Raw genomic sequence first — 13,401 nt, forward strand, 5'->3', positions numbered from 1 at the left:
GCGTCAGACTCCGATCTGCTGACGTTGCCGGCGCAGGTGCGGAGGCAGCTCGGCATAGACATCCTCGAAGATGTCGCGTGCTGATGGCTTGCCGCCGGCATGCAGGGTGCCGTGGCGTTCGGCCTCCTTCTGCGCGGCGATCACGGTTGCGAGTATCTCGGCCTCGGCCTGCTTGTGCCGCTCTTCAGTCCAGGCGCCCAATGCGATCAGGTGCTGCTTCAGCCGGATCAGCGGGTCGCCGAGCGGCCAACCTTCCGATTCATGCTTGGGCCGATAGGCGGAGGGGTCGTCCGAGGTCGAGTGGGCGCCGGCGCGATAGGTGACGTATTCGACCAGCGTGGGCCCGAGATTGCGCCTCGCACGCTCGATTGCCCATTGCGCCACTGCGTAGGTCGCAAGGTAGTCGTTGCCGTCGACGCGCAGGGCCGGAATGCCGAAGCCGAGTCCGCGCGCCGCGAAAGTGCCGGAGCCGCCGCGGGCAATGCCCTGGAAGGTCGAGATCGCCCACTGATTGTTGACGACATTGAGGACGACCGGGGCCTTGTAGGTCGAGGCGAAGACCAGGGCGGCGTGGAAATCGGACTCCGCTGTCGAGCCGTCGCCGACCCAGGCGGCCGCGATCCTGCGATCGCCCTTGATCGCCGAGGCCATGGCCCAGCCTACCGCCTGGACGAACTGGGTGGCGAGATTGCCGGAGATCGAAAAGAAGCCGTGCGCTTTCGACGAGTACATGACCGGAAGCTGGCGACCTTTGATCGGGTCTCGCTCGTTCGAGTAGATCTGGCACATCATGTCGACGAGCGGATAATCATGCGCGATGAGGAGCCCGGCCTGCCGATAGGTCGGGAAATTCATATCCTCCGGGCCGAGCGCAATGCGAAAGGCGCAGCTCACCGCCTCTTCCCCGGTGTGCTGCATGTAGAACGAGGTCTTGCCCTGGCGCTGCGCCATCTGCATGCGTGCATCAAAGGCGCGTAGCGTCATCATGTGGCGCATGCCCCGGATCAGAGCATCGCTATCGAGAGCGGGCACCCACGGGCCGACGGCCTGCCCCTCCCGGTCGAGCACGCGGATGATCGAATACGCGAGATCGCGAATTTCCTTGGGATCGATATCGACCGGAGGCCTGCGGACCGAGCCCGCTTCAGGGATAACGACATTGGAGAAATCCGGCCTGCCGCCCGGGCGGCTGGCGGGTTCGGGGACATGAAAGCGCAACGGCTGATCGGTCATGCCCGCACTCCGGCAAGGTCGCCCTGCCGACCCGCATGCAGCGAGCCGACATAGAATGAACCCGGCTCGTCGCCGCACTCGAAAGCCTCAACAGCTGCGAGCGCCGGATGGCGGGCAAGGCGGAAGCCGATCTCCGCACAGTCCGAGACGCCTTCGGTCTCGATGACCATGCGGATCGCGGTTCGTCCGTCATCTTGGCGGGAGCTCGACATTTCGACAAGGGCGAAGCCGAAGCGCTGGGCATCGAGCAGGAGCCTGGCCAACCCGTCATAGGCGTTGCTGGTCGACGCTTTCACCACCATTCGCCGTTGCGTTCGCCCGGTCATCACACCTCCCAATCGCCGCAACGACGTTAATCCGGCAAACAGAAAGTTATTTCCTGAAGATACTCGACATTCGGCTCAATCTCGGCAAATCCTTCCGCTATTATCTCCATCTACAGAAGATTCAACCGATGACCGGCAAGTCCAGGCGCAGCGACGCTCTCGACCCTATCGACCGGCGGATTCTGTCCGCCCTGCGGGCCGATGGCCGCCTGACGACGAGCGCACTGGCCGAGATGGTCGGGCTCTCGCCATCGCCTTGCTGGACGCGGGTCAGGCGGCTGGAGGAAAGCGGCGCAATCGAGCGCTATGTGGCAGTGCTGGATCACGCGGCCCTGGGGCTCAACAACACCGTCTTTGTCGAGATCACGCTCGACAAGCACGACGACAAGGTGCTCGACACGTTCGGGGACGCGCTGGCGCGCATTCCCGAAGTGGTCGAGGCTCATCTCGTCACCGGCGAGTACGACTATCTCGTCAAGGTCGTGGTCAGCGGCACCGACCACTACGAGCGCTTCCTCCGTGAGACGCTCTATAGGATCCCCGGAATTCGTCAGTCACGCACGACCTTCGGGCTCAGGACGCTGAAGCGGGCGATCTCGGTCGATCCGCTGCAACTGCCGTGATGCACCATGCCAGGGGCCAGTTCAGTGCCGCTGGCTGAGCGTAACGACGTTGTCCTGCAGGCGCCTGACGATCAACCGCGTCACCGACAGCGCCATGCTCGGGAACTCGGTCAGCAAAGCGACGAAGACGTCCTTGCGCAAGCGGAGCACCGTCAGCGGCGTGGTCGCGATGACCGTTGCCGAGCGGGGATCATCGGTCACGATTCCCATTTCACCGAACAGGCTATTGGCGTTCATGGTCGAAATGCGGACAGGCGGCCCCGGCGCCTCGGACAAAACGTCAGCCGAGCCCGTGATCAGCAGATAGGCGGCGTCCGACTCGTCGCCCTGTCGAAAGATGACATCTCCCGCCGCAAACTCGACCCGCTCGCCAGTGAAGGCCAGCAACCTCAGGCGGACCGTATCGACATCGGCAAAGATCGGCACGGAGCGCAGGGCACGCAGCTCGATATTGCCCGCGTCCAGAGGATCGCCGGCAAAGACCTCGTCCGACTGAGCCTGCGTCTGAACCGCCGCGTCGGTGGAACTGACGGAGTTTGTTCCATGGAATTCGAGGCTGGCATCGAAGCGGCCCAGTTCAGCGATTTGCCGGCCGGCAACGAGAATAGTCCGCCCCTTCATGAAGGTCGCGATCCGCGCGAACAGCCTGGCAGCCTCGGCCTGCCCGAAAGACGCCAGCGCGTCGTTCAGGATCAGGATCTGCGGGCGCTTGATCAGGCAGCGGGCCAGAGCGACGGCCGCCTTGGCCGCCGGAAACAGGAACTGCCCGCCATAGCCGGCCTGTTGATCAAGCCCCCAGCGATAGACATCACGCTCCAGGCCCAGCTCGATCAGGCTCTCACGGATGGCCTCGAGCGCGCGCTCCGCATCGGCGGCACTGCTGCTGGCAACGCAGCCGAACAAGAGATTGTCGCGCAGGGGCGCTGCCGGGCAGTAACGGGCAGGATCGTAGAAGGCGATGGCGTCTGCCATCTCCGGGCTGGCCTGCGCGCGCAAGGCGCGCCGCGCCGCGAGGATGCGGACCTCGTCCGCCTCGCCCAGCAGACCCAGGCGATGCCGCGGCTCCGCATAGAGAAATGCCAGCGCGATCAACCGGGAGCGATCGCCCTCCCGGAGCGTGTGGGCTTCGGCCCGCCCGAGGATGACCTGATAGTCCGGGAACTGGTCAGCTGAGATAAAAGAGAACTGCTCGAACAGGACGTGATCGGCTGGAAGATCGCGAAAGATCTCAAGCATGGTCGCTGCGATACGCCGTCCTATCTGGGTCAGGAACGTGGTCAGTCCCTGCGCGTCCAGAATGGAGCGAACCAGCTCGTGACTGGCGAGGCGATCCCCGGCGAGCCCGGGATCGGTGACGACACCAAAGAGGATATTCTCGCCGATGGTCGCGTTCCGTGTGTATCGCTCGGGATCGTAGGGCTCCACCGCATTGCCCGCCCCGCGCCCAATCAGCCTGGAGCGAATTCTCGTACGGATCTCGGCAACCCTGTCGACGATCTCGGTCGGGTCATCCGCACTCAGTTGGCGCTGCAGGCCGAAACGGAACACCGTTTCGGCAAGTCCGACCACATCCAGCACCTCGACCAGGAGCCTTTCGAGCTCGTCCCTGCTCGCGACGCCGGCGCCGTCGAAATCGAGCGACCAGGGCTGCCCGCCCGCCTGAGCCGAAATCGGGCGGCGCAGGCCGTAGAGTATGTTGTCGCGCAAGGACGCATCGAGAATGACGGGTTCGCCTCCAAGATAGGCCAGCACCCGCCCTCTCCGTTCGGGTGACAACGAGGCCAGAGGAATTCCGGCCAGCGTCACCGTGCCGTCGAACGGCGCCATGCTGCCCCCGAGCACACAAGCGAAAGCAGCCGCCCCCTCCCCCGCCTTGTCGATCAAGGCGATATTCCCCCCCAAAGGCAGAGCAAATGAAATGCGCTCGAGCAGCCGGTCGCCGGCCGGCCCAAGAACCGTCAACCCCTTGGCCGCGATCATGCCTTCACCAGGCACGATGCCCTCCCCGGGCAGCGGAGCCTGCGGCCGTTCCGGCGCAGGGGTATCGTCCAGCGAGAACTGCTGGGTGACCTGCTGAAACCGCGCCTCGACATCGAGACGTTGCTGATCCCAATCGATCAGTTCCTTTACTGGCGTCGGCAGGTCGCGATAAGCGGCGATGACCGCGACGAGCTGGCCGATGTCGAGCCGGCCGGTCAGGGCGAAGTACCCCCCGATCGTGTAGAACAGGAACGGGGTCAGCTGGGCCAACAGGTTGTTCAGGAACTTGACCGCGAATTTGCGCCCATAGAGCTGGTAGCGGATGCCGAACAGCCTCTCGAGTCGCACCGCGACAAGTGCCTTCTCGACCGCAGAGGTGCCGTGGCCAGCAACCTCGTCCAGCGACTCGACGACCTCGCCGATCTTGCCGGCAAGAGCCCGTGACTCGATCTGGCGCTGTCGACCAAGCCGGATCTGCTCGCGCCGCATCCGGGGAATGATGACGGCCTGAACAAGTACGATGCCTGCCGCGATCGAGCCCAACGCCAGGTTCTGCAGCAGAATGAAGATCAGTGCGGTCAGGGCCTGACCACCGAGCAGAACCGGCTGGATGAAGGCATCACCGACGAAGCCGCCGATCGGCTCGACCTCGTCCTTGATGACAGTTGCGGCCTCGGAGGGCTTGAGCCGGCGCCGTGCCTCCGGCGTGAAACTCAACAGGGTCGCGAAGAGGTCGGCTCGCAGGCGCTGCAGCAGCCGTTCGCCCAAGGCCCCCTTGCGCATGTTGATGACGTATTTGAAGCCGCCATTGATGAGGACCAGCAGCAGGAACAGACCGGACAGCGCAAACAGATAGCTGATGCGATCGAGCGTGAAGCCGCTCAGAAGTTCACGGCTACCGCCGAGCCAGGCAGGAAGGGAGAGGGAAAGCCGGAAGAGCCGCGCCGTCTCCTGCCCACCGGAAAAGGCACGGCCCTGAATGGCGTCGGTGATGATGTATTTCGGCAGCTCCAGCGAAAGATAGTAGAAGGGGAAGGACAGCAGCACGATCGCGATGATCTGGATCTGCTGGCGCTGGCTGTTGCGCCAGATATAGGCAAACAGGCCTGTTGTTGCCGCGCTCGCCTCAACCTGCGCCTGAGGCGCGGCTTGCGCCGCCGCTTGTCCTGGCCGCGAGCGCAGGCGCTGTGCCGCCTGCAGTAAGGAACCATCCACCATGGAGCGCATCCGGCCTGTGATGTGAGCGCTGCGCTCCAGCGTACCGCAATTCTCTTGTGTTGCGGACAATAGCTTCCCTGCCACTGCGCATCAGTTCAGGGTATCCGTCTCCCCCCAGGGGCGCGGCATGTGACGGCTCAGCGGCCCCCACTGGGCGGCCTCGGCGTGGCTCAGCCCGATATCGTTCAATGTATGGGCATCCATGGCAACGCTCTGCGACTGCCCACGCTGCGCGCCAAAGGCGAGCGCCAGTGACGTGACCAGCGCCCGGCTCACGCGCGTCACCTTGCCAAGGAAGGGGCATTCGCCTGCCTGCAAGATGGTCTCGGGCTCGCACAGCGGCTCGAGCGAGGTTGTCCTGAACGGCGTGGAATGGGTGTTGGCGGTGTGGTGCACGGCGAGACTCCCGTTCGGAGCGACACACACAGCGACTGCGGGCTGCAGTCGCTGCGGCCTTCGAGCGGGGTTTTCGACCGTTCCCATGCTATCTTCTGTGAAACAGGTCACATAGGCGCCGACCTTTCGCAGCAATGGAGAGAACAGGGGGATTGAGGCATGCGCAGTGCGCCGCATCTGGTCGTTCGGCTTCTATCGGTGAATCCGTTCTTCGCTGGGCTTGCTCACGACGCCCTGGTCAAGATCGCCGCAATTTGCCTGCCAAAGCACCTGACACCGCACGAGGTCCTGTTCCTGAAGGGCGATCCCGGTGATGGCCTCTATGCCATCCGACACGGCCGGATCCGAATTGGCACCACGGACGATGCCGGCCAGCAGTTGACGATGAACCTGCTGGGGGGCGGCGACGTCTTCGGGGAGATCGCCCTCCTCGACGGGCGCGCCCGCAGCGCCGACGCCATTGCGCTGGAAGACACCGAGATGTTCTTCGTGCCGCGGCGTGACTTCCTGAACCTGCTCGACAATGAGCCACTGATTGCGATCCGGCTGATCGAATTGCTCTGCGAGCGTCTGCGCGGCATGAGCGAGCGCATGGAGGACGCCGCCTTCCTTCCAGCCGCATCACGGCTGGCGCGACGCATCGATGTGCTCATCACCGACTATGGTAGCGAGCTGCATATTTCCCAGGAGGAACTGGCGGCGCTGACCGGCGTCACCCGCGAAACCGTGAACCGCCAGCTGCAGCGCTGGAAACAGATCGGCATTCTCTCCCTTGGACGGGGCCGCCTCGTGATTCATAATATCGATAGCTTTCGGCAGCTGGCGAAGTCCGGCGCGATCTGAATGCCGAGCATGAGAGGCTTGCCATGCGCTTCCTCCGTTTCTCGATTGCCGCTTGCGCCATCTGCGCATCGATCCCGCCCGCCGCCGCGCAACAACCTACGGGCTGCATCCCGTCAGTGCGGACCGATCCGCCAAGAACCGTGTTCCAGTGCAGCGGTGGCCTGATCATCGAAGCGGAGGCCGCCACCCGCTTCCAGGTCCAATCGCCACAGCCCGGCCGCGCGATTCAATCAATCGCGTTGGATGGCAAAGGCCTGCTGGTCGAGCTGCCCCGTCGCCGCGGGCCCCTCCAGATCCTGACGCCCCACGCCATCGCCTCGGTCCGCGGCACGATCTATGCCGTCGACGTAACGACCTCGAAGACATCGGTGTTCGTCGCCCAAGGGCGCGTGCGTGTCACGCGCCGCGATGGCACGGACCCCGTCGAACTCAATCCCGGCGATGGCGTTGACGTCTCCCAGGAAAAGCGGCTCGACGTGCACCGCTGGTCCCGCGAGCGCGCCGCAGGGTTGCTTGCTCGGTTCGGGCGGTGACCTCGACGCGCAGTGTCCGCCTGCCCGCGTCGATCACCATCCTCTGCTTCGTGATCGCCGCGCTCTGGTCCGGCTTTCTGGGGCGAATGCATCTCGCGGGCGAGCGCAATCCTCTCGACCGCGTCGAGGCGGCACTCGCCGACATGCGCCTGCTTATTGCGGGTCGACGCTCACCCCCCGGCGAAATCGTCATCATCGCCATAGATGATGAAACCGTGGCTCAGCAACGCGGCTACCCGCTCCAGCGCTCTACTTTGGCTCGGATGATCCTCGCCATTGGAACTGCGGCCCCACGCACCCTTGCACTCGATCTGCTGCTCGTCGACCCGACCTCGCCCGAGGCAGATGAGGCGCTTGCCCAGGCTCTCCAACGGACGCCTTCACTTGTCGCCGCGGCCGGCAGCTTCGACCGGGACGAGGAAGGAAGCTCGCAAATCCCGGCACCGAAACAGATGCTCTGGCCGCTGTCTCCGTTCGACCCGTTCGCAGCCGTCGGTCTCGTCAATATTTCATCCGACGCAAGCGGCACGCCGCGGCATGTGCCGCTGCTTTTCCGGACCGACCGCGGGGTCATGCCATCATTCGTCCTAAGTGCGGCGGCAGGCTTCAAGGGCGAGGCTCCAGTGTTCGGCGTCGACACCGTGCGCGTGGCAGGCAGCCCGGTGAAGCTCGACCTCGGCTTCCATCTGCCGCTCCGGTTTTACGGCCCGCGGGGCAGCTTCGAAACGATCAGTGCAACCCGTCTGCTTGCGGGCACCGTGCCCGCAGAGCGCCTGCGGGGCCGTATCGTCATTGTCGGCGTCACCGCCACAGCCATCGGCGACACCTTCAGCACCGCCTTCGATCCCGTGACGCCGGGCGTGGAGGTCCTGGCGACCGGCATCGCTCATTTGATCGCCGGCACCGGACTGGTCCGGGATCACGAGGTGAGGTTGCTCGACGCAGGCGTGGCACTCGTGCTGGCCACAGGCTCCGTCTTGCTCATCGCCTCTGCTCCGCTCGGGATCGGCGTTGGCGTAGTGGTCTTCGGTCTCGCCGCCTGGCTGCTGGCCACCACGGCGCTCTTCGCCGCAGGCTATTGGCTCAGTTCGGCGCTCCCGCTGGCGTCAGTCATTCCACCTGTCGTCCTCGCAATGGTTTTCCGGCAGACATGGGACCGCCGCCAGGCCACGGACATCGCCCGTTCTGAGGCCGCTTTACGGCAGTTTCAGCCGCCATTGCTCGCAGATCGGATTGCACGGGACCCGGAGTTCCTGCGCGAACCGGTGCAACAGACGGTTGCGATCCTGTTCGTGGACCTCTCGGGCTTCACGCGGCTGAGCGAGCAGGCCGGCCTCACGCGGACACGTGAATTTCTCAAGGCGTTTCACACGCTCATCGAAAACGAGGTGACCGCGCATGACGGGCTCGTCATCTCATTCATGGGCGACGGTGCAATGATCGCGTTCGGTATTCCAGATCCTCACGCCGATGATGCCGGCCGCGCCCTCTCCACGGCCTGGGCACTGCTCAGGGATATGCAGGAGTGGGCCACCGGCGAAGAGGTTTCGATTGGCCATCCGGATCTTCGTGTCGGTGTCCATTTCGGCCCGGTCATCGTCTCTCGTCTCGGGCACGAAGCGCATCAGCACATCACTGCGACCGGGGACAGCGTCAATGTCGCGAGCCGCTTGATGGAAATCGCGAAGGAGCAAGGCGCCGCGCTTGCCGTTTCAGCAGAGCTCCTCGTCGCATCCGGCGACATCCGGAAGCGCCACCGCGAACCCGACAGCATTCGCACCGTCGAGATTCGCGGCAGGCGCCAACGCATCTCCGTCGCGCTGTGGGGCGTCTGACAGCATCTGTGATCCAGATCACAGAATGCATCCGCCGTTCCGGGAAGGGTTCGGCGACAGTTCCACACAGGGGAAAGGCCATGGCCAAGTACAGGGCGATCCTTCCGCAGGTCCTGGCGCAAGAGTTCCTCACGGACGGCGGGTTGGAAACGACACTCGCCTTTCGTGATGGGCTTGAATTGCCGTTCTTCGCCGCGTTCCCGCTCGTGCGCAGCGAAGAAGGCCGGGCCCGCCTCAAGGCCTATTTCCTGCCCTATCTCACTCTCGCCGCAGAGTACGGCAAGGGCTTCATTCTGGATACGCCGACCTGGCGCGCCAATCCCGATTGGGGCCGCAAGCTGGATTACTCGCGCACCATGCTCGAGGAGGTTCAGAGAGCCTCGGTTCAGCTGGCGATGGAGCTGCGTCCGCACTACGAAACCAGCGATTCAAGGATCGTGATCAACGGCGTGATCGGGCCGCGTGCGGACGGTTACCGGATCGATACGCGCATGAGCGCGCGGCAAGCGCAGCTCTACCATCAGGATCAGGTCAAGACCTTCGCCCGCACCGAAGCGGACATGGTGAGCGCCATCACGATGACCTACAGCAACGAGGCGATCGGCATCGCCGCCGCTGCGCAGGCGCATCGTATGCCTGCCGTCATCTCCTTCACCCTCGAGACCGACGGCAGGCTCCCGAGCGGAGAGCCCTTGGGCCGTGCGATCGAGCGCGTCGATGAGGCGACCGAGGCCTATCCCCTCTATTACATGATCAACTGCGTGCATCCCCTGCATTTCGAGCGGGTAATTTCCGGCAGCGCGCCCTGGCTAGACAGGATCGGAGGCTTGAGGGCGAACGCCTCGACCTTGAGCCACACCGAACTCGACATGGCGACCGAACTCGATGCTGGCGACCCCCTCGACCTCGCCCATCGCTATCGCAGCCTGCGCAAGCAGCTCAAAAACGCGCGTGTCCTCGGAGGCTGCTGCGGCACCGACCTGCGCCATGTCAGGGCGATCTGCTATGCCTGCCTGTAGCGCCCGACGGGAGATCTCGCCGCGGCAGCGGCCTATGACACCATCTGGCTAGCGACGCGAGACAGGTCAGCCGCGACGCCCGTCTTCCGCAAGGCGCGCGACACAGTCCCGGACAGATCGTCAAAGCGTGCGAGAGCCTCTAGACGCGCCTCGACCCCGGGGTCGGGGCCCTCTGGCCTGAGGAGCTCCCGGAGCGAAGCCAGGCACCGGTGCTCCAGCACGGGAGAGTTCAGCCGCCTTGCCTTCGCCACCGCCGAGCGCAGTGCCGCCTCTGCATCCTGCTGTTGCGCCCGTGCGCCCCTGGCCATGATGCCGGCCTGGATCCGATCCAGCTCCGGCTCCAGCCACAGCGAACCGCTTCGCGACATCAGCGCAATCGCCCGGTCGCAGGAGGCTTGTGCCTCCACCAGCTGCCCAAGTTGAAGCTGCGCTTCGGCGAGATTGGCGAGATAGCCGGATAGGGACAGTACGTAACCGACGCGTTCGAATGCCGCGATCGCCCGCTGCATGGTTGCTGCGCCGCGCGCGAGATCACCCTTCTGACAGAGCCCCCAGCCCAGAAACGCCGCGCCATGGGCCCGGAAGCCTGCGAGCCCGTGCTGTTCCGACAAGGCCACCAGCCGCCCCGCCTCCTGCATCAGCTCATTGGTCGCGTTCGACAGCCCGAAGACCCAGCCGCCGACATAGGACATCGGAATCGCCGCGGAATGAGGATGCCGCAAGGCGTCTGCGGAGCGAAGCGCATCGATGCCTATGCGCAGGGACTCGCCAACATTGCCAAGGCAGAAATGAGCGAGACTCAGCAGTGATCTGGTGTGAATCTCGGTGTTCTGGCCGAACATGAATGTACTGGCCTCGTCGCGATCGCGCTCTCCGATGAGCAGGGAGTGCTCGAGATGCTCGATCGCTTCGTCGGCCTTGCCCTGGCCGAGCCGCACCATGCCAATCAGACGGTGCCCGATGGCTCGGCCGGAACTATAATCCGCCCGCTCGGATCGATCGAGGAAGTTCTGGGCCAGGGACGCGGCTTCTGGCACATCGCCGCTGCAATTGGCGAAAGTGAACTTTCCGAACAGGAACGGAAACATCAATGCGGAGGGCTCATCTTCGCTGCAAAGCTCCAGCCCGCGCTTGCAGCATTGCAGCAAACCGGGCGATGTCGGCCCCTGCGCGGCGGTGATGGAGCCAACCAGCGCCGCCTGAAGGCCGCGCTCGAGCGTCGTCCGCACCATGTCGTCCGGCAATTTGTCGAGCAGCGACAAGCCGTGGCGAATATGCCCGATCGCCTCGATATGGGCGGAACGCTGTCCGGCGCTCGCTCCGGCCCTCAGCCAGGCCTTGACTGCCTCCTGGTAGCGGCCCGCCTCGGTGAGATGGTGCGCAGTGACCTCGGGCAAGGGGATATCGACGCCGTCCCCCTGATCGAGCAGGCCCAGAATGCGGTCATGGATCGCGCGCCGTTCGGTGGCGAGCATCGATTCATGAGCCATGCGCTGAAGCAATGAATGCCGAAACTCATAGCGGATTTCCCCGCCTATGCGCTTGGGCAGAAGAATCTCGGCGTCGACCAGCGCCTCGACAGGCGCAATCACCTCCCTGATGCCCTTCTCCAGGACGTGGGCGAGGAATACCGGGGTGAAGGAACGACCGATACAGGCCGCGGCCTGTACGACGGGTCGCGCGCCCGGCCGCCGATCGAGCCGCTCGGACATGAGTTCCGCGAGGAGCAGCGGGACATTCGACGGCTTGCGGATGGGATGAGGCGTCTGGATGTGTTCGTCGATCAAAGAGAGCACGAACTGCTCGACAAAGAGCGGAACCCCCTCGGCGGCAGCGACCGCCTGCGCGATCTTCTCGGGAGGCAGCTCCTCCGACCCCGGAATCGCGTGCGCCAGCGCGAGACTCTGCTCCCCTGACAGCGGCTCCAGCGTCACGACTTCGTCCGGCTCCGGCAACCCCTCGGTGCGGGGGAACGGCCGTGCGGTTGCCACAACCATCAGCGCCTCATCGCTGCCGGCGGCCAGGAGCTCCCGCAAGAGCTCCGCCGAGGACGGGTCCAGCCAATGCGCATCCTCGATCACCACAAGGGTCGGCTGTCGGCGGGCCGTGCGCACGATGACCGAGATGACGAACTCATACTGCTTGCGCTTGAACATCGTCGGGGCCGGGGCAAACTGCTCGCGGATGCCGGTTGCAGCCAGACCGATCAGGCTCGCCAATATTTCGTTGTTCTCCGGCGTATTGAGGCCGATTTCGTCTAGGACGGCGCCGATCTTTGCGCCGCGCACCTTGTTGTCGTCCTCGAACTTGAGACCAGCCCGTGCCCAGAGGAAGCTCGCGACCGGGTAGAGCGGCGTACTCGCGAACAGCTCATGGCAATAGGTCATATAGATCGCCGCATCGGACAGCGCGGGATGACCGCAGATCTCCGTGATGACCTTCGTCTTTCCAACTCCGGCATCCGCGGCCACGAGAACGAACTGCGCCCGCCTGTCGCTCGTTGCACCGGTCCAGCGCGCAAGGATGCTCTTGAGATGGCTTTCGCGGCCCACAGCGATGGGAACACTGCTCGCGACCCTGCCGTGGCGCCGTGCCGTCCCCAATCGCTCACGAGCGATCTCGAAGACTTCGATCTCACGCGAAAGGCCCCGGATGGGTCTTGGCCCGAGGGCCTTGACTTCAAACAGCCCGGCGGTGAGGTCGGTGACCTCCCGGGTCGCCACGACCGTCCCAGGCGCAGCCTCGGCCTGCAGTCGAGCCGCGAGATTGATGGCCTCGCCCACCGCGCCAAGTTCGCTGGAGCCGCTGCTGACGCGGGCCGGAGCCATCACGACGAGGCCTGTGTGAACGCCGATACGCGCTGCGATGTCCGGAACGGTGCCATCCTCGATGCTCGTGTTCAGCGTCTTGATCCGCCCCATCAGCTCGAGGGAGGCACGGACAGCCCGTTCCGCGTCGTTCTCGCGGGCCGTGGGATAGCCGAAGAAGATGAGGACACCGTCGCCCGTGTAACTCGCAACGAAGCCGCCATAGCGCTCCATGGTCGTCAGGGTCAGTTGCTGGTAGCGGCGCTGGACGAGACCGAGTTCTTCCGGATCAAGCTGCTCCGACAACTGGGTGTAGCCAACGAGGTCGACGAAGACGATCGTGACGTAGCGCCTCTCCGACACAAGTTTTCGAGGCTCGGCTTCGCTCATCGTCATCGCACAGGCTCCTGTGTCGGGAACGTCGACGCTCTGTTACTGTCTCGTCAATTTGAATATGGCCGCATATGCGCATAGAGTGAAGTCATTACCTAGCTGTCTCTAGTTTTTCAGCCAGTATACGGGGGGCGATCGGGCATGCCTACCTCAACGATAGCGCGTCTTTTCTCCCGAACATCAGCCGAAGCCAGT

10 protein-coding genes are annotated in these 13,401 nt (G+C 64.4%); 5 read left to right on the forward strand and 5 right to left on the reverse strand.

Annotated elements, in window-relative coordinates:
- Positions 1-3 precede the first annotated feature (3 nt).
- Together BIWAKO_RS06290 and BIWAKO_RS06295 are read right to left on the reverse strand one after the other, a co-directional pair.
- Positions 4-1,233: a 3-methyl-2-oxobutanoate dehydrogenase (2-methylpropanoyl-transferring) subunit alpha gene (locus BIWAKO_RS06290; RefSeq protein WP_069877809.1), complete on the reverse strand. Its 1,230-nt coding sequence runs from the start codon at positions 1,231-1,233 to the stop codon at positions 4-6.
- Positions 1,230-1,559 carry a hypothetical protein gene (locus BIWAKO_RS06295; protein WP_141740005.1) on the reverse strand — a complete coding sequence of 110 codons (330 nt, stop codon included), beginning with the start codon at positions 1,557-1,559 and terminating at the stop codon, positions 1,230-1,232. The genes BIWAKO_RS06290 and BIWAKO_RS06295 overlap by 4 nt, the downstream gene beginning before the upstream one ends.
- A 128-nt stretch (positions 1,560-1,687) precedes the next feature.
- Between BIWAKO_RS06295 and BIWAKO_RS06300 the strand changes: the two genes are divergently transcribed.
- Complete coding sequence (locus tag BIWAKO_RS06300; protein ID WP_069877811.1) at positions 1,688-2,182, forward strand: Lrp/AsnC family transcriptional regulator; 495 nt, start codon at positions 1,688-1,690, stop codon at positions 2,180-2,182.
- 21 nt (positions 2,183-2,203) lie between these two features.
- Here the strand turns inward: BIWAKO_RS06300 and BIWAKO_RS36545 are convergent, their stop codons facing one another.
- The gene (locus BIWAKO_RS36545) at positions 2,204-5,380 is read right to left on the reverse strand and encodes a cyclic nucleotide-binding domain-containing protein (protein WP_069877812.1); all 3,177 of its coding nucleotides are present in this window, start codon (positions 5,378-5,380) and stop codon (positions 2,204-2,206) included.
- Between the two features lie 90 nt (positions 5,381-5,470).
- A complete protein-coding gene (locus BIWAKO_RS06310; RefSeq protein ID WP_141740007.1) occupies positions 5,471-5,776 on the reverse strand; it encodes a hypothetical protein in 306 nt (101 codons plus the stop codon).
- Positions 5,777-5,935: 159 nt separating this feature from the next.
- On the opposite strand from BIWAKO_RS06310, the gene BIWAKO_RS06315 reads away from it, so the two are divergent.
- The 4 genes from BIWAKO_RS06315 to BIWAKO_RS06330 all read left to right on the forward strand — a co-directional run bounded on the left by BIWAKO_RS06315 (position 5,936) and on the right by BIWAKO_RS06330 (position 10,006).
- Positions 5,936-6,619, forward strand: a complete 684-nt coding sequence (locus tag BIWAKO_RS06315; protein WP_069877814.1) for a Crp/Fnr family transcriptional regulator — start codon at positions 5,936-5,938, stop codon at positions 6,617-6,619.
- Positions 6,620-6,642: 23 nt separating this feature from the next.
- Positions 6,643-7,152 carry a FecR domain-containing protein gene (locus BIWAKO_RS06320; RefSeq protein WP_069877815.1) on the forward strand — a complete coding sequence of 170 codons (510 nt, stop codon included), beginning with the start codon at positions 6,643-6,645 and terminating at the stop codon, positions 7,150-7,152.
- Positions 7,149-8,987: a CHASE2 domain-containing protein gene (locus BIWAKO_RS06325; RefSeq protein WP_084651186.1), complete on the forward strand. Its 1,839-nt coding sequence runs from the start codon at positions 7,149-7,151 to the stop codon at positions 8,985-8,987. The genes BIWAKO_RS06320 and BIWAKO_RS06325 overlap by 4 nt, the downstream gene beginning before the upstream one ends.
- Positions 8,988-9,067: 80 nt before the next feature.
- A complete protein-coding gene (locus tag BIWAKO_RS06330; RefSeq protein ID WP_069877816.1) occupies positions 9,068-10,006 on the forward strand; it encodes a homocysteine S-methyltransferase family protein in 939 nt (312 codons plus the stop codon).
- A gap of 32 nt (positions 10,007-10,038) precedes the next feature.
- Here the strand turns inward: BIWAKO_RS06330 and BIWAKO_RS06335 are convergent, their stop codons facing one another.
- Positions 10,039-13,209 (reverse strand): ATP-binding protein, encoded by a 3,171-nt coding sequence (locus BIWAKO_RS06335; RefSeq protein WP_069877817.1) that lies wholly within the window; start codon positions 13,207-13,209, stop codon positions 10,039-10,041.
- Between the last annotated feature and the right edge of the window lie 192 nt (positions 13,210-13,401).

Source organism: Bosea sp. BIWAKO-01, from assembly GCF_001748145.1.
GTDB lineage: Bacteria > Pseudomonadota > Alphaproteobacteria > Rhizobiales > Beijerinckiaceae > Allobosea.

Coding starts and splice junctions, on each gene's coding strand:
- BIWAKO_RS06315 (WP_069877814.1), top strand. CDS start 5,936: ATGCGCAGTGCGCCGCATCTGGTCGTTCGGCTTCTATCGGTGAATCCG.
- BIWAKO_RS06295 (WP_141740005.1), bottom strand. CDS start 1,559: ATGACCGGGCGAACGCAACGGCGAATGGTGGTGAAAGCGTCGACCAGC.
- BIWAKO_RS06290 (WP_069877809.1), bottom strand. CDS start 1,233: ATGACCGATCAGCCGTTGCGCTTTCATGTCCCCGAACCCGCCAGCCGC.
- BIWAKO_RS06330 (WP_069877816.1), top strand. CDS start 9,068: ATGGCCAAGTACAGGGCGATCCTTCCGCAGGTCCTGGCGCAAGAGTTC.
- BIWAKO_RS06320 (WP_069877815.1), top strand. CDS start 6,643: ATGCGCTTCCTCCGTTTCTCGATTGCCGCTTGCGCCATCTGCGCATCG.
- BIWAKO_RS06335 (WP_069877817.1), bottom strand. CDS start 13,209: ATGACGATGAGCGAAGCCGAGCCTCGAAAACTTGTGTCGGAGAGGCGC.
- BIWAKO_RS06300 (WP_069877811.1), top strand. CDS start 1,688: ATGACCGGCAAGTCCAGGCGCAGCGACGCTCTCGACCCTATCGACCGG.
- BIWAKO_RS36545 (WP_069877812.1), bottom strand. CDS start 5,380: ATGGTGGATGGTTCCTTACTGCAGGCGGCACAGCGCCTGCGCTCGCGG.